The sequence below is a fragment of the Photobacterium sp. WH77 genome (assembly GCF_022014395.1).
Lineage (GTDB): Bacteria > Pseudomonadota > Gammaproteobacteria > Enterobacterales > Vibrionaceae > Photobacterium > Photobacterium arenosum.
Genome location: NZ_JAKLTE010000004.1, coordinates 26,998 through 43,342 on the forward strand (window position 1 = coordinate 26,998; position 16,345 = coordinate 43,342).

General features: G+C 47.2%; 11 protein-coding genes. 5 read left to right on the plus strand and 6 right to left on the minus strand.

Annotated features, from left to right (window positions below; translation table 11 throughout):
* Nucleotides 1-455: 455 nt before the first annotated feature.
* Complete coding sequence (hrpA, locus tag L6J37_RS05255; RefSeq protein ID WP_237794419.1) at nt 456-4,379, minus strand: ATP-dependent RNA helicase HrpA; 3,924 nt, start codon at nt 4,377-4,379, stop codon at nt 456-458.
* Nucleotides 4,380-4,577: 198 nt separating this feature from the next.
* On the opposite strand from hrpA, the gene L6J37_RS05260 reads away from it, so the two are divergent.
* From L6J37_RS05260 to L6J37_RS05270, 3 genes are all read left to right on the plus strand, one after another.
* Nucleotides 4,578-5,039 (plus strand): tellurite resistance TerB family protein, encoded by a 462-nt coding sequence (locus L6J37_RS05260; protein WP_192017140.1) that lies wholly within the window; start codon nt 4,578-4,580, stop codon nt 5,037-5,039.
* Between the two features lie 333 nt (nt 5,040-5,372).
* A complete protein-coding gene (locus L6J37_RS05265) occupies nt 5,373-7,061 on the plus strand; it encodes an NAD-dependent malic enzyme (protein ID WP_192017141.1) in 1,689 nt (562 codons plus the stop codon).
* Nucleotides 7,062-7,270: 209 nt separating this feature from the next.
* Nucleotides 7,271-7,951: a SanA/YdcF family protein gene (locus tag L6J37_RS05270; RefSeq protein WP_370630680.1), complete on the plus strand. Its 681-nt coding sequence runs from the start codon at nt 7,271-7,273 to the stop codon at nt 7,949-7,951.
* 59 nt (nt 7,952-8,010) lie between these two features.
* On the opposite strand, the gene L6J37_RS05275 is transcribed toward L6J37_RS05270, so the two are convergent.
* The 4 genes from L6J37_RS05275 to L6J37_RS21295 all read right to left on the minus strand — a co-directional run bounded on the left by L6J37_RS05275 (nt 8,011) and on the right by L6J37_RS21295 (nt 12,093).
* Entirely contained in the window at nt 8,011-8,658 is a 648-nt protein-coding gene (locus L6J37_RS05275; RefSeq protein WP_237794420.1) for a glutathione S-transferase family protein, read from the minus strand.
* A gap of 14 nt (nt 8,659-8,672) precedes the next feature.
* Nucleotides 8,673-9,875, minus strand: a complete 1,203-nt coding sequence (locus tag L6J37_RS05280; protein WP_192017144.1) for a YbfB/YjiJ family MFS transporter — start codon at nt 9,873-9,875, stop codon at nt 8,673-8,675.
* Complete coding sequence (locus L6J37_RS05285; protein ID WP_237794421.1) at nt 9,865-11,688, minus strand: FAD/NAD(P)-binding protein; 1,824 nt, start codon at nt 11,686-11,688, stop codon at nt 9,865-9,867. The genes L6J37_RS05280 and L6J37_RS05285 overlap by 11 nt, the downstream gene beginning before the upstream one ends.
* Nucleotides 11,689-11,967: 279 nt before the next feature.
* Nucleotides 11,968-12,093 carry a hypothetical protein gene (locus tag L6J37_RS21295; protein ID WP_255557964.1) on the minus strand — a complete coding sequence of 42 codons (126 nt, stop codon included), beginning with the start codon at nt 12,091-12,093 and terminating at the stop codon, nt 11,968-11,970.
* Between the two features lie 431 nt (nt 12,094-12,524).
* Here L6J37_RS21295 and L6J37_RS05290 point away from each other — a divergent pair, with 431 nt between their 5' ends.
* A complete protein-coding gene (locus L6J37_RS05290; protein ID WP_192017146.1) occupies nt 12,525-13,895 on the plus strand; it encodes an SLC13 family permease in 1,371 nt (456 codons plus the stop codon).
* A gap of 129 nt (nt 13,896-14,024) precedes the next feature.
* Here L6J37_RS05290 and L6J37_RS05295 read toward each other — a convergent pair whose 3' ends face one another.
* Entirely contained in the window at nt 14,025-15,002 is a 978-nt protein-coding gene (locus L6J37_RS05295; RefSeq protein WP_237794423.1) for a Gfo/Idh/MocA family protein, read from the minus strand.
* Nucleotides 15,003-15,251: 249 nt separating this feature from the next.
* Between L6J37_RS05295 and L6J37_RS05300 the strand changes: the two genes are divergently transcribed.
* On the plus strand, nt 15,252-16,334 hold the full coding sequence (locus L6J37_RS05300; RefSeq protein WP_237794556.1) for a ketoacyl-ACP synthase III: 1,083 nt from the start codon (nt 15,252-15,254) through the stop codon (nt 16,332-16,334).
* Nucleotides 16,335-16,345: the final 11 nt, after the last annotated feature.

Here is a 16,345-nt window from a genome sequence, read left to right on the forward strand (position 1 = left end):
GAGTGGTAATAAAAAGTGAGGGAACAGATTTGCCCCAACATGACTAATGAGTGTTATCAGCTATTACATTCAGGTATTTACCGGACTATTCACAGCGTAAACAAGTGTAGGAAAGAGAATTTAACTTGTCTAAACTGCATTCATCAGCAGGAGGTATTTTTGCGTGTTATAAGTGAAATCGATGTAATTTTCTGTAACTGACAAGATAGGTAATTAATAAAAAATAAGACACTTTTATCTCTCACAAAAAATAATGAGATAAAAATGCATTATGAATAAAACATGAATCTGGAGCGGGCTTATAACGAACCAGCTCAATTATTCATCCAGTGCTTTATTATATATATCACCATGAAAACAGAACACATATAACACAAGCAAAAAAATTGACGAGTTATTAACTCGTCAATTTTTAATTATAATGTTTTTTAATGACGTTTAAATGAATCACTTCATTAACAGGAAGCGATGGCATTTCTGACTCGTTTATCAGAGACAGGATACGGTGTACCTAATTGTTGAGCGAAATAACTCACACGCAGTTCCTCTATCATCCAACGGATCTCCTTAACCTGTTCAGGTATCGGCTGACCTTTAGGAATCTTATTGAGTAATTCTTTGTAGTCATTGGTTACTGACTCAACTTTCAGTATATGTACTCTGTCTTTATTCGGGTCAATCGGCAGTTTTTCCATTCTGCGCTCAATCGCTTTCATGTAACGCAAGATATCCGGCAGACGTTGCCAACCACACTCAGTGGCAAACCCTTTAAAGATTAAACCTTCAATCTGGGCTTTGATATCAGACAACGCAAAGGCCATACTCAGGTCGACTTTCCCTTTCAATTTTTTGTTGATATTGAAGGCCGTAGTCAAAATGGCTTCTACCTGTTTGGCGATATCGACAACCGTATCTCCCAGCTCGGCCCGCACATGCTCTTTCAATGCTTCAAATGTATCGGCATCCCAAACCAGACCGCCCTTTTCTTCAATCAGTTTATCTACGCCACAGGCAATACAGTCATCAATCAGATCCATAACCCGCCCATACGGATTGAAGTACAGACCCAGCTTTGATTTGTTCGGCAAATTAGCATGCAAATATTTGATCGGCGACGGCACGTTAAGCAATATCAGACGACGCTGGCCTTGCTGCATAGCCGTACGTTGCTCTTCTTCTGTTTCAAACAGCTTGATACCGACCGAATCTTTGTTATCAATGATAGCCGGATAGGCTTTAACTTCAAACCCGCCACGTTTCTGCTGATAACGCTCTGGCAATGCGCCAAAGCTCCAGGTCTTCAGGCCGTCCTGCTCAATATCATCATCGGCAACCTTAGACAGCGTTTCCTGAACTTTCTCTTTCAGGCTGTCTTTCAGTGCGTACAAGTCTTTATTTTCCCGAAGTTTCCGGTTACGGTGATCCACAGCACGGAATGTGATCTTCAGGTGTTCAGGAATTTGATCCAAATTCCAGTCATCGCGCAGTACAGTCACACCTGTCATACGCTTGAGTTCTTTTTCCAGCGCATCCAGCAAAGGTATCGACAATGCCTGTACCCGGGCCAGAAAAGCATCCGCATAGTTAGGTGCCGGCACAAAGTTACGACGTAACGATTTGGGCAACGACTTGATCAAAGCTACCACCAGCTCATGACGCAAACCCGGTATCTGCCAGTCAAAACCGTCCGGTTCCACCTGATTCAATACAGGTAACGGAAGATGAACTGTGACACCATCGGTGTCTTCACCCGGTTCAAACTGATAGCTCAGCTTGAGTTTTAAGCCGCCCTGATGCCAGAAGTTGGGATAATCAAGCTCAGTCACATGGCTCGCATCACCCCGTAACAGCATCTCACGTTCAAAGTTCAGCAGATCTTTGTCTTTCCGGGAAGCTTCCTTCCACCAGGCGTCAAAATGCCGCCCGGAAACCACAGTATGCTCAACCCGCTGATCGTAAAACTCATACAGCGCATCGTCATCGATCAGAATGTCACGCCGACGGGACTTATGCTCAAGCTCTTCCACTTCCCGCAATAACTGCCGGTTTTGATGGAAGAATTTATGCTTTGTTTCCCAGTCCCCCTCGACCAGTGCCGAGCGAATAAAAATTTCGCGGCTGAGTACAGGATCAATCTTGCCGTAATTCACTTTACGTTTAGGCACAATCGGAATGCCGTACAGGGTGACTCTCTCAAAGGCCTGCACAGAAGCCTGCTTTTTCTCCCAGTGCGGTTCACTGTAGCTGCGCTTGATCAGATGGGGGGCCAACGGTTCGATCCATTCAGGCTGAATCTTAGCGGCAATACGCCCCCACAGCTTGGAGGTTTCCACCAGCTCGGCCACCATAACCCACTTCGGTTGCTTCTTGAAAATACCGGAACCGGGGAAGATGTTAAATCTGGCGTTGCGCGCGCCCTGATAGTCGTTCTTCTCCTGATCCTTCTGGCCAATATGCGACAGTAAGCCCGCCAGTAGCGAGGTGTGCACCGCCTGATAATCGGCAGGTTCCTCGTTATGACGCAGCTTCAGCTCACGCACAACCTGATGCACCTGAAAATAAATATCCTGCCACTCCCGCACGCGCAGGTAATTCAGGTAATCCGCTTTACACTGCTTACGAAATTGATTTGCAGACAGCGTTTTTTGCTGCTCTTTCACGTACTCCCATAGGTTCACGAAGGTCTGGAAATCCGATTCTTTATCATAGAAACGACGGTGTTTCTCATCCGAGGCCTGTTGTTTTTCTGTCGGGCGCTCCCGTGGATCCTGTATCGACAAAGCAGAAGCAATAATCATGACCTCTTGCAGCGCACCGTGTTTCGGTGCTTCCAGCACCATACGTGCCAAACGCGGATCAATCGGCAACTTCGCCAGCTGACGGCCAACCTCAGTCAAACGCTTTCGCGGGTCGGTCGCGTTAGCGTTCATCGCACCCAGCTCTTCAAGCAGGCGCACACCGTCCTGAATATTACGGCTGTCAGGCGGCTCAACAAACGGGAAGGCCTGGATATCACCAAGGCCAATCGCCGTCATCTGTAAAATAACCGATGCCAGGTTAGTACGCAGAATCTCCGGATCGGTAAATTCCGGACGCGACAGAAAATCATCCTCTGAATACAGACGAACACAGATACCTGCCGCCACCCGGCCACAACGGCCTTTACGCTGATTGGCACTGGCCTGCGATACCGGTTCTATCGGTAAGCGCTGCACCTTGGTGCGATAACTGTAGCGGCTTATACGGGCTGTACCCGGGTCGATCACATACTTGATACCAGGAACAGTCAGTGAGGTTTCAGCCACGTTGGTCGATAGCACAATGCGCCGGCCGCTATGCGACTGGAACACCCGGTTCTGCTCACTGGCTGACAGGCGTGCGTACAAAGGCACGACTTCAGTGTGTTTGATATTGCGCTTATTCAGGGCATCTGCCGTATCGCGGATCTCCCGTTCGCCATTCATGAAGATCAGGATATCGCCCATGCCTTCATCGCACAGCTCATCGACCGCATCGAAAATGGCCTGTAGCTGATCACGATCGTTATCGTCACTGTCATCCATGATCGGCCGGTAACGTACTTCAACCGGATAGGTACGGCCAGACACTTCGATAATCGGCGCATGGTTAAAATGTTTTGAAAAGCGTTCCGGATCGATAGTCGCTGAGGTGATGATCACCTTGAGATCCGGACGTTTCGGCAACAGGTTTTTCAGATAGCCCAGAATAAAGTCGATATTCAGGCTTCGCTCATGGGCTTCATCGATAATGATGGTGTCATACTGACTCAGGTATTTATCGTTCTGAATTTCAGCCAGCAAAATACCATCGGTCATCAGCTTCACTTGCGTTTTATCTGATACCTGATCGTTAAAACGGACTTTGTAACCTACGGTTGAGCCCATCTCGCAGCCCAGCTCTTCAGCGATACGGTTCGCCACTGACCGCGCCGCCAGCCTACGGGGCTGAGTGTGACCTATGGTTCCCGTGGTGCCCAACCCAAGTTCGAGACAGATTTTAGGTAGCTGAGTGGTTTTACCTGAGCCGGTTTCACCCGCAACAATCACGACCTGGTGCTCGCTGATCGCCTTCGCAATGTCCTCTTTCTTCTGACTGACAGGCAACTGTTCAGGATAGGTAATCTGAGGACAGCTGCGGCGCCGGATGTCTACCGCTTGCATTGAGCGTGCGATATCCATAGCGATTTCATCGAATACCGTATGGCGAGCCTGTTCATTCTTTATCTTAGCGGCACCCTGCACTCTTTTGTGCAGACGGAAACGATCGCGGATCAGGCAATCTTTCAGTGCGGCTTTTAATGTTTTTTCATTATTGCGAACCTCGGTCCGCTCAGATTGAGACTTTGTAGACTGAGTCAAGTGATTTCCTGCTTGTATCAGTTGGTCGTTCAGGCTGAATGCAAGTCATCAAAAGGCCTGAACAAACGCATCATAAAACTGCCGCGATTCTAACACATAGTTTATCTTTCATCAGGCAGGCTAAAACTATCCCTTGCATTTTTTCTGCGAGCACTGCAAAGATAAAAGTATGACTGAGGCTGTTGAAAGGAAATGATTATGTTCCAGCAATTACGCGTACTCTTTCGTCAGGTAATGAATGAAGGTAGTGATGATGGCGCGGCGGTTGATACCCCATCCCTTCACCTGGCGATGGCTTCACTACTCTGTGAAGTCGCAGATGCCGATCACAGCAGAGACCCCAGCGAGGAAAGTGCAAAAGTCCACCTGTTAGTCAAATTGCTTGAAGTGGATGACACACAAGCCAGAGCCCTGCTGCACGAAGCTCAAACCCGCAGTGAGCAGTCTGTGTCGGTTTTTGAATTCACCAATAAGCTGCGCTCACTGTCTGCGGAAGAGCGTTACCGCTTAATCGAAGCCATGTGGCAGGTCGCTTTTGCTGACGGCATTTTAGACCCGGTGGAAGAAGCCGTTATCCGCCAGGTTGCAGAGCTGATCTATGTTGACCATGCCACTTTCATTAAGGCTAAACTGTCCGCTCAGGCAGGCGCTTCCGAGTGATTCCTTTATGGAATGCCTAATACATAAGACGGATAATGTAAATCGGGTGATTTTGGGGTAAATTTCTGATAATCACCCGCCATTCCAGTTAAATACGCCAATAAAACACAATAACTCAGCTAATATAAGCCAAAAACAGCCATTATCACCTGATAATACCTTACTTTATCTCGCATTTTCCTTCATCAATAAGACATTCAACAAAAGTTGAAAATGTTGATCATTTTAACAAAATTTTTGAACTTTCTCTTTGAATATAATGAGTGATAGGTCTACGATGTGCCATCAATAAGAAGAAATGCCAAAATTTCAGCCAAAAACAGAGTCTATTGCATGAAAGACGATAAAAGACCCCTATATATCCCCTACGCCGGACCGGCCCTGCTAGAAACTCCTCTACTTAACAAAGGAAGTGCATTTTCTGTCGAAGAGCGAATGTTCTTCAACCTCGAAGGTTTGTTACCAGAAGCGATTGAAACCATTGAAGAACAGGCAGAACGTGCTTATCAGCAGTACCTGAAATTTGACAATGATATGGATAAGCATATCTATCTTCGCAACATTCAGGATACCAACGAGACACTGTTTTACCGACTGGTTGAAAGCCATATCACTGAGATGATGCCAATCATCTACACCCCGACTGTCGGTGCGGCATGTGAGAACTTCTCTAATATTTACCGCCGTGGTCGTGGGCTGTTCATTTCTTATCCGAACCGTGACCGCATTGAAGATATGCTCAACAATGCTTCCCGCCATAATGTCAAAGTCATAGTCGTGACTGACGGCGAGCGTATTCTTGGTCTGGGTGATCAGGGCATCGGCGGCATGGGTATCCCAATTGGTAAGCTGTCGCTCTATACCGCCTGTGGTGGTATCAGTCCGGCTTATACCTTGCCGGTTGTGCTGGACGTGGGTACCAATAACCCGCAGCGTCTGTCTGACCCTATGTACATGGGCTGGCGCCATACCCGTATTACCGGTAAAGAATACGAAGACTTCGTAGATAACTTCATTCAGGCAGTTAAGCAACGCTGGCCAGATGCATTAATCCAGTTTGAGGACTTTGCACAGAAAAACGCCATGCCTTTGCTGGATCGCTACAAAGATAAAGTCTGCTGTTTCAACGATGATATCCAGGGTACTGCTGCTGTAACTGTGGGTTCCCTTCTGGCAGCCTGTAAAGCGGCCGGCAGTAAACTGTCTGAACAACGTGTCGCTTTCCTGGGTGCAGGCTCTGCCGGGTGCGGTATTGCTGAAGCGATTATTGCGCAAATGGTCTCTGAAGGTATTTCCGATGCACAGGCACGCAGCCAGGTTTACATGGTAGACCGTTGGGGTCTGCTGCTTGACGATATGCCTAATCTGGTTAACTTCCAGAAAAAACTGGTGCAAACACGTAAGAGCATCAGTGAGTGGGAAACTGATGACAGCAATATTTCCCTGCTGGACGTAATGCGTAACGGTAAACCGAACATACTGATCGGGGTATCCGGTGTACCGGGCCTGTTCAGTGAAGAAGTGATCCGTGAAATGCACAAACATTGTGAACGTCCGATCATCTTCCCGTTATCCAACCCGACCAGCCGTGTAGAAGCCATGCCTGCTGATATCATCCGTTGGACGGACGGTCAGGCTTTGGTTGCCACCGGCTCGCCGTTTGAACCTGTTGTTTATAACGGTAAAACCTACCCGATTGCCCAGTGTAACAACAGTTATATCTTCCCTGGCATTGGTTTGGGCGTGCTGGCTGTTGGTGCCCGCCGCGTAACCGATGAAATGCTGATGGAAAGCAGCCGGGCACTGGCGGAATGTTCCCCCTTAGCCATTAACGGCCGTGGCGCTTTGCTGCCACCGCTGGAAGATATCCAGAATGTGTCTCGCTACATCGCTATGGCAGTGGCGAAGAAAGCAGTTGAGCAACGCAAAGCACCGAAAAACACCGAAGAGCGCATTAAAGAGAAAATTGATGCGAACTTCTGGGAACCGGGCTACCGCCGATACAAGCGGACATCGTTCTAATTATTCGCTTTTTTGATGAACAAACCCGCTACTGGCGGGTTTTTTATTTTTCAGCCTGCCATACTGATGATTTTCACGACAAGTATGACCTGATTTTTACACAACATTATCAACGGATTAAGGTACACTTAAGGCGTTAAGCAACCGTTATTTTTGCGTTTTGGGCCTCTATGAAGCTACCTACATTTCTGCGGTATACCGTCATGCTGATGATTGTACTGTTCGGATTCTTTCTGATACTCGACAGATGGGTAGCAGCGACGACGGCTGATCGTATCTATACCCAGATAGATCTCATCCCTGCCCGCACCGTTGGTCTTGTGCTGGGAACGAGTAAATACATAGCCCATAATCTCAATCCTTATTACAACTACCGGATGGATGCCGCGGTTAAGTTGTACCGGGAGAAAAAGGTCCAGATCTTTCTGTTAAGTGGTGATAACGCGCACCGTTCATACAACGAGCCATGGACTATGAAACGTGATTTGCTCAAAGCCGAGATCCCTGACGAAGTCATTGTGCTCGACTATGCGGGTTTCCGGACGCTGGATTCGGTTATCCGGGCTAAAAATGTGTTTGAAGCTAATAGTCTGGTCATTATTACCCAGCAATTCCATTGTGAACGAGCGCTGTTTATTGCCAGTCACAAAAATCTGAATGCCATCTGTCTGGCCGTTCCGGAACCTCGCGGATTCGCCGGATTCAAAATTCGGTTAAGGGAAGTGTTTGCGAGAGTAAAAGCCATACTGGATCTGTACATTCTGAACGAGCAGCCCCGCTTTCCCGGCCCCAAAGAGCCCATATTTACCAAACCGCCTCTGCAGCAAGTACAGCCTGAGCAGCCGACTTACTCAGCACCATTATCTCCTCTTCTTATCAACACGATCTGAGTTCAGACACACTGCCTGAGCAGTGTGTCTGTTTCTGTGTATACCGCAGTTGCCTTCAGCTAAACACCCGCTGAAATGAGTGTTTTAAAGTCCGGTTTTGCCGCTAATCGCTCTAAACTCACTGTCTGCAGCACTTGTTTGAAGGGAGAGTTTTCAAGGAAGAAGGCAATATTATCGCCCGCTGCATCATGAAAAATCTCACTATGACGAAATTGCACGTACTCAACAGCCACATGGAGATAAAGTGTGGCCAGGTTAGGTTGAAACAACACACCTTTTCCGGCGCTTCCTGCCTCTGCTTCCAGTTTATGCAATGCTTTAACCAGTCCGGTTTTCCCCCGCTGGCTGAGTGCATTGTCTCCCTCAACAAAGCGTCCTAGCGCCACAGTTCTGAATGCTGACTCCATCATGGTTTTTGCCAATCCCATTACAGAAATCTCAAGGGCACTCTGGCTATCCACGACGAGTAAGGCTTCGGGTTGGTATGTTGCAATCAAATACTGGCAGATACATAAGCTTTCACTGAGCGAGACACCGTCATTCAGCGCCAGCGCAGGAATAATACAAAAAGGATTGACCTGCTCTAACTCTTCGGGAGATTGCCAGGGATCAACCCACATTAGTTGCAAAGCATCGCACCGGGACAGCAATGCCGTTGCTGTAACAACCCTCGAAAACGGTGAGGTTTCATTCAAGTAAAGTTTCATAGTCATTCCCTTGTTCAGGATACAGATTGCGAGACAGGTTCGCTTCCCTGTTGAGGAGGCGTGAAAAAGATACATGCAATTGATACAACTAGCGCGCAAGCACTAACGGCAAACAGAATATAGTACGAGGAAAGATGAGCGGCATAATATGCCATGATAAAACCCACCACCCCTTGAGAAATAGCAAAGGACAAGGTCATTGCGCTCCAGGCTTTGGTATGCAGTTCATAGCCGACAGATTCCAGTGTATAGGTCGAAACCAAAGTGACAGTGCCCGGTGTGAAAATACCCACCAGCAGAGAGGAGAAAAACAGCGCTAATGGGTGAGTACTGATTAAGGGAAGCGAAACACCCAGAGCCTTCAAAGAAAAAGCAATTAACAACGAGCGCCTTACTCCTGCATGATCACCAAGAAAACCCGTTAAAACAGGGCCGATTGCGGCTCCAATCCCGAACGTTGCCCAATAGAGCCCGCCACTGACAAACGACATGCCAAGCTCACGCACTATATAATCCACCCAAAAGAGAGTATGAGGCAAGTAGCCGATGGCATTAAAGGTATAGGCCAGCAAGATGAGTAGTACTGTCATCCCCTGCGGTCTGGACATGTTCCGGAAGGTTGCCGGAGCGGAACGACTTCCGGATAGCGGCTCTGTTGCTCCCCAGGCATTCCATGTCAGCACAGTAGTCACAAAAGCCACAACCCCCATTCCTATCCATGCAGAAACAACACTGTGATAGATAAGAAGCGGAATCAGTGTCCCGGATAACATGGCACCCAGGCCAATACCGGAAAACACCACGCCGCTGACACGAGTTTTGACCTTAGCGCTGTGCATTCTCACAATGACCGGCGGTGCGAGCACCATCAGCATGGCACCTGCGACGCCTGCCAAAGTGCGCAACACGTAAAACCACGCGAGAGGTGCGTCCTGAAACGCACAACCCAGATAGCTGATACTGCTTACCAGCATGGAGACTCGGATAACCTGGCCGACAGTAAAATACCTGATCAGAAAATTGGCTGCCGGCGCACCAAATATGTAGCCGATTAACGTTGCCGCTCCCAGATAAGTGGCGTCTTCCACCCTAAACCAACCGGCTTGTATCAGGGCTGGCATCAGAGCGATATAAGCAAAACGCCCAATGCCATTACCAATCAGTGTTGCCCCAAGGCCTGCGAAACTGTATCGGTTAAATATCGGATTACTCTGCATAGGAAAGTGCTCTTCGATTTTCAGCCATCAACGCAAAGAGCTGGTTTACAGCCTTTCCGGCATCCACAATAGCCGTAGAGTTCACGCCCGGTCTTGGAACAATAAACGTATAAAATTTATTGCCTTCCGTTGGAATACCAAGTGCCCACATATTGTCGTGAACACTGCCATCCTGGCTAATCACTTGCATTGTCTTAGTCACATCAATCCCGCCTGGATGATACTTACCGTTGTAATACAAACGCGTAAAACCTTTAGAGAGCAATTGTTTCCACAGTGCCGTTCCATCGTCTTTAGGGCTGTGCATCGAAATTTTTGCATGGACTAAAATATCAGCCCGTCGTTCATATTCAGGCCATACAGAAGACTGAAGCACTATCTGTTTACCCTCAGTATCCACTACAACATTGGGCGCAGGTCCCAAATCGAGATGTAAAATCCCACACTCTACCAGTGCCAACATCTCTTCCAGGCGCTCTTTGGGCGGGCCTACAGCTATCCGGTTCATAATTGGAATAAACACTGCATCTATCCAACGGTGAGAGTCTTCCGTCAATCCTTTGAAATCAATAGTGTCACGGATTAAATCCCTAAGATCACGTAAAACATCGCTGGCAGATTTTATTGGACTGTTCACATTTCCCCGCTGTGCTTCAAACAAATCATTTTCAATAAAAGTCAGCAGCCATTTCCCATACGCTTCTTTAGAAGAAAGTACTTTCATTGGTATTGGGGAAATTAGTCTTTGCCACGAAAATCTATCTTCCGGTTTAATTGTTCTGTTTATCAGCTCAACCCGTTTCGGCGGCAATGAAAAGAAATAACTGTTGCAAAATTTTTGTGATTCAATCGCTCCATATTTATCACGTACGTAAGCTTCATAATACGCATATTCCATGTCGTTAATTAAGAGTGGGAGTACGTCTTGGATGAAGTCTATAGAGCCTTTAACACGAAGCTTTCTCACCACATCAGCAGTCAAAAACTTTGCCTTGTATTGAGCAGAAGCGCCCTTTTGGTTAGTCGCTCGACCTGACAAAGGTAAGCCTGTTCGTGAATAAGCAATGATCTGTGGTTCATGCCCGGATGGGGCATACGCTAATCGGCCGTTATAAGAGCGGATAAACTCGCCTCCTCGACCTACCGTAAGCTCTGCCACAACGTCGCACATTGTCAACCCCATGCCTTTCACAGCAACGGTGTCGCCACATCGAATTTCTGATAGCTTTTCTTGAATCGGGTACGGGTCACAAATTTCTAAACCACTTTGTTCTTCTGCCAACTCGGGCTTAGTGTGCCCAGTTGTAATAAACACATAATCCAGTTTATGCCTAGTCTCATCTTCTGTTTTTACTGACCAGCCACCGTCAGATTCTTCAATATCCACAACCTCAAGAGGAATATAAGATATATTCAATCGAACTGAAGCAAATTCAAGAATGTAGTTAAAGACCCAGTTAAGGTATTGCCCGAACAGTTTTCGAGAGTAGTAGCCGTCAGGATGTACCTCATCAGGGATATCTTTAGAAGGTCGCTGCTCGCATAACCACTGATAAAACGTTGGTCCTGAGAGAATATTGCCAGCCTCAACGACAGAGTCATCTGCAAACATTGTGATTTGTTCTGCAACAGTATTAACTAACAAGTGATTAGGCTGATCTGTGGTATGGCATCCGGATCCAGGTAAATACGGGTCAAATATCAACAAATTAATTTCTGCGTCGATATTATTCATTGCTGAAGCAACAATCCTCTCAACAACACCCAGCCCTCTAGGGCCCACACCAATAACACCAACATTATTTACAGACAACTCAGCACCCTCAACAAACCATTAAGCAACAATTTTTATATACACATTGTGCATACGTTGTTAACAAAGTGTCAAGTAATTACTCTAATTGGATGATATTGTAAAATTAAGTATCGAGAAGACAACTAAGGCCAAGATTGCTGCAGCGAACCATCACCACCGTCATAGGCGGTGGTGATGGGGATAACAGTAAAAAAACAACCCAGCCAAACTGACTGGGTTGTTGTGCATTTCGCTACGATGAAACAATACTGTTATCTCAATGATAAAACCGACTTTTTATTCCTTGCGCTGCCCCTTGTCAGGCAGTGAATACTGTCTCAGCATTTTCATACGTACGCGGCTCAAATGCTGCTGTGCTTCTTCCTGAATACGCTTCTTAAATGCTTTTTTTGTCGATGTCATTATTTGTTAACCTAGCTTATTTTTTGTTCTATTAACCGCCGGCCGAAAGCCTAAGATCGATGGGCTTATTCAAGCACCAAGACCAAGCACCAGAAGATAATTGACCCGACCAGCTATCGCAAGCCAGACATAAGCAATTTTTTACCTGTGTTTGCTCATGCCTTGTTATCAATACATCGAACTCTAGTAAAGACAACATCGCCTGTTTTGTCATCGTCTCTACTCAGGCGAGCAGAAACATAATGGGTAGATTCCCACACATTCAAAAATCATGACCTCACAAAAGCCATGACAACTCAGCCCACACGTCACATTCGCGTTAACAAAGTATAAAAAAAATGCAACATTTCAGTTCGGCAGCACAACAGAAGCGAAAAACGCCTCGTGCCAAACCTACACCATAATTACAGTCAATCTGAAAGGAACCCAATATGACAGCCTTAGCACTGACACTTAAACAGTGGCTGTTTGACCGGAACAGCCTGATACTGCTTGCAGATATCGCCCTATTTTTCGTCCTGCTAAATACATTACCTGTTGAAAAAGAAGTAGCAACGGGTCTGAGTATTCTTGCTTTCGTCGCCGTACTCTGGCTGACAGAAGCGGTTCATGTCAGCATCACAGCACTACTCGTCCCCTTGCTGGCGGTCGGTTTTGGCGTTTTCAAAACCAACCAAGCGCTGGGTAACTTCTCCGATCCCATCATTTTCCTGTTTTTGGGTGGTTTTGCTCTTGCAGCTGCTTTGCGCAGTCAAGAATTGGATCAAGCCATCGCAGATAAAGTGCTGGCGATGGCGAAAGGAAAGATGTCTGTCGCCGTTTTCCTGTTGTTCGGTGTGACCGCTGGCCTGTCTATGTGGATCAGCAATACAGCAACAGTTGCTATGATGTTGCCTCTGGTGTTGGGTGTACTGGCTAAAGTGGATGCCAAAAACCAGCGTAACACCTATGTCTTCGTACTATTAGGCCTTGCTTACTGTGCCAGCATCGGTGGGATTGCCACTGTTATTGGTAGCCCGCCAAATGCCATTGCTGCCGCCGAAGCCGGACTGAGCTTTACCGATTGGATGGCCTTCGGCTTGCCTACCGCACTCGTATTGTTACCTTTGGCGATTGGCGTACTGTACTTCCTGCTCAAACCAAACCTGAACCACACTTTCGAGCTGAATCACAAACCAGTTGAATGGAACAATGGGAAGAAAATCACCCTTGCTATCTTTGCAATAACCGTTGTGCTGTGGATTTTCAGTAAACCCATCAATGGTATGTTAGGCGGACTGAGCAAGTTTGACACTCTGGTCGCGCTGTTTGCTGTCGCTCTGCTGGGTGCATCACGCGTCGTAAAATGGAAGCAGATTGAAAAAACAACCGACTGGGGTGTGTTGCTGCTGTTCGGTGGTGGTATCTGTTTGAGTAACGTACTGAAAGAAACCGGTACCAGTATCTTCCTGGCTAACAGCCTGAGCGGCTTCCTGGATCAGGCTGGCCTGCTGCTCACCATCCTGGTTGTGGCCGCTTTCGTGGTATTCCTGACCGAATTTGCCAGCAACACCGCCAGTGCGGCTTTGCTTGTCCCTGTTTTCGCTTCTGTGGCAGATGCTATGGGTATATCGCCAGTGATTCTTTCCGTGTTAATTGGTGTTGCCGCCTCTTGCGCTTTCATGCTCCCTGTTGCGACGCCACCTAATGCGATTGTATTTGGTTCTGGTCATATCAAACAAAGTGAAATGATGCGCGCCGGCGTTTATCTGAACATTGTTGCCATTGCTTTCCTTACTATGGTGGCTTACCTGTTCTGGTAAACGATTGCGCTGACAACCCTGATAATAATAACAATAGCAAAGCCAATCTCTTTTTCCCGGTGGCCAATTGGCCACCTTTTTTTTATTAACCTTTTTATTAACCTTATGTTATCAAGCTGTGTTATTAACCTAGGAGTCAGCCGGATACCGTATACCGATAATCTCTCTGGCAACCGTTATTATGGTGTGTACGATACGGCTACGCTCCAGACCCGAGTGATAATAATCTTTACCTTCGATCAAACGTGCAAACTCTGCAGCTTCATACTGCATGGTATTTTTTGCCTGAAATCGTGACAGCGTCACATCAGATTCATCTCTGCGATGAATAACAATATTGCGGCATTCTGCTATGGTATCAATCACTAATGTCCCCAGCTCTCCTTGCAACTCGCAAGGTATCTTACTGTCACTCACTTTAGAGTGAGTAATGACGGTATCGAAATCACCGTAATGCAAAACCAGAGTACCATGAGCATCCACCCCAGAGTCCAGCAACGTACCTTGAGCCGTGAAGCTCTGAGGCTCACCGAACAATGCGATAGCGACACTCAATGGATAGATACCGATATCCATCAGTGAGCCATTAGCGAATTCAGGATTAAAAGTATTCGGGTTGTCACCGTTGAGATACTTATCATAACGGGATGAATACTGACAAAAACTGAAATACGCTTTACGCAGCCGTCCGATTTTACTCAGGCTGTTTCGCACCACGGCAAAGTTAGGGTTGTATGTCGTTTTCAGCGCCTCAAACACCACCACATTCTTCGTCTGAGCCAGTTCAATTAAAGCCTCAGCTTCCTGAATGTTGGATGCCATAGGTTTCTCAACCATCACATGTTTTCCGGCACGGATAAAGATTTCAGCCTGAGAGGCGTGAAAAGCATTGGGGCTGGCAATATACACAGCATCTATGTCATCACTGTTTGCCATTGCTTCAATGTCATCAAAACAACGTTTAATCTGGTGCTTTCGCGCAAAATTTTCAGCACTTTCCATTGTTCTGGAATAGACAGCGACAGGATTGATCTTCCCTGTTTGCTGGGCTGCCTCTATAAAACTGTCAGTGATCCAATTTGTACCGACCGTTGCCACTCTTAACATTTGCCCAGGTTCCTCTCTGCCACTTTGTTTATTTCATTATGCACACAGGAAAATTCGGGTAAACGCCAAGGGTTTGATGATGAGCACAAATCCCTGCTTTGATAGCTTGGAGTCCGTTAGAGCTTGAAGTAAGATAACAGGCTGACTCAATGGGTTTTCACCGATGTTCCTGCATTTTCCCGTAGAGAAAGCAACCGAATTCATATTTTTGCAATTTTTATTTGCCTAAAAGTATAACCAGAACAGAGAATCGCTATGTACCACGCCGAAATCACTGGTTGGGGCAAGTGCCTGCCGCCAGCTATTCTGACTAATGATGAACTCAGCCAGTTTGTCGAAACCGATGATGAATGGATCCAATCCCGTACCGGGATTCAGGAGCGCCGCATCAGCCACGTTGATACCTCGAAGCTGGCAGAGGTAGCCGGAGCCCGTGCACTGGCAGCCGCTGGATTAACAGCCAGTGATCTGGATTTAATCATCATCGCTTCCTGCTCACCTGACACACTGATGCCGAATATTGCGTCCAAAGTCGCGCTGGATCTGGGTGCCAAACGTGCCGCAGCGTTCGATCTGAACGCCGCTTGTACCGGTTTCATTTACAGCCTGGAAACCGCCACACGCCTGATTCAGGCCGGTAATTACCGTCATGCGCTGGTTATTGGTGCAGAACGTTTATCCTGGCTGATCGACTGGAGCAAACGCGACACCGCCGTTCTGTTCGGCGATGGTGCAGGCGCAGTGATCATCAGCCGTACTGAAGAAAAACTTGGCCTTCAGGAAGCGCAGCTTGGTTGTGATGCTGAAGGCCGTGATGTGCTGGCCATTCCTGACTTCGGCACGTCAATGGATCGCTTCAATCCGGATCCGGGTCACTTTACCTTTAACTTCGTTGGCCGTGAAATTTTCCGCCGCGCGGTACGGGGCATGGGTTCTGCAGCCAGTACAGTGCTGGAACGTGCTCAGTTAAGCAAAGATGATATTGATGTAGTCATTCCCCATCAGGCTAACAAGCGTATTATTGAAGCCCTGTGCGATCACACAGGCATTCCGCTGGAAAAAGCTTTCGTCAACATTCATCGCTACGGCAATACCTCTGCTGCGACTGTGCCAATTGCATTGTGTGAAGCGGTTGAAGAAGGATTCATCAAGCCCGGTAACACCATATTGTCGGCAGCATTTGGTGCCGGCCTGACCTGGGGGGCCTGCCTGATTAAATGGGGGCAGCGGGTAACGCCTGTCGCGCAATCAGATGCCGAACTGCCGCCTTGTGAGAAAACAGCGCGCGAGATTATGCAAAACGCGATTGACCACTGTACTGGTGTGAAATAATTACATTCTGT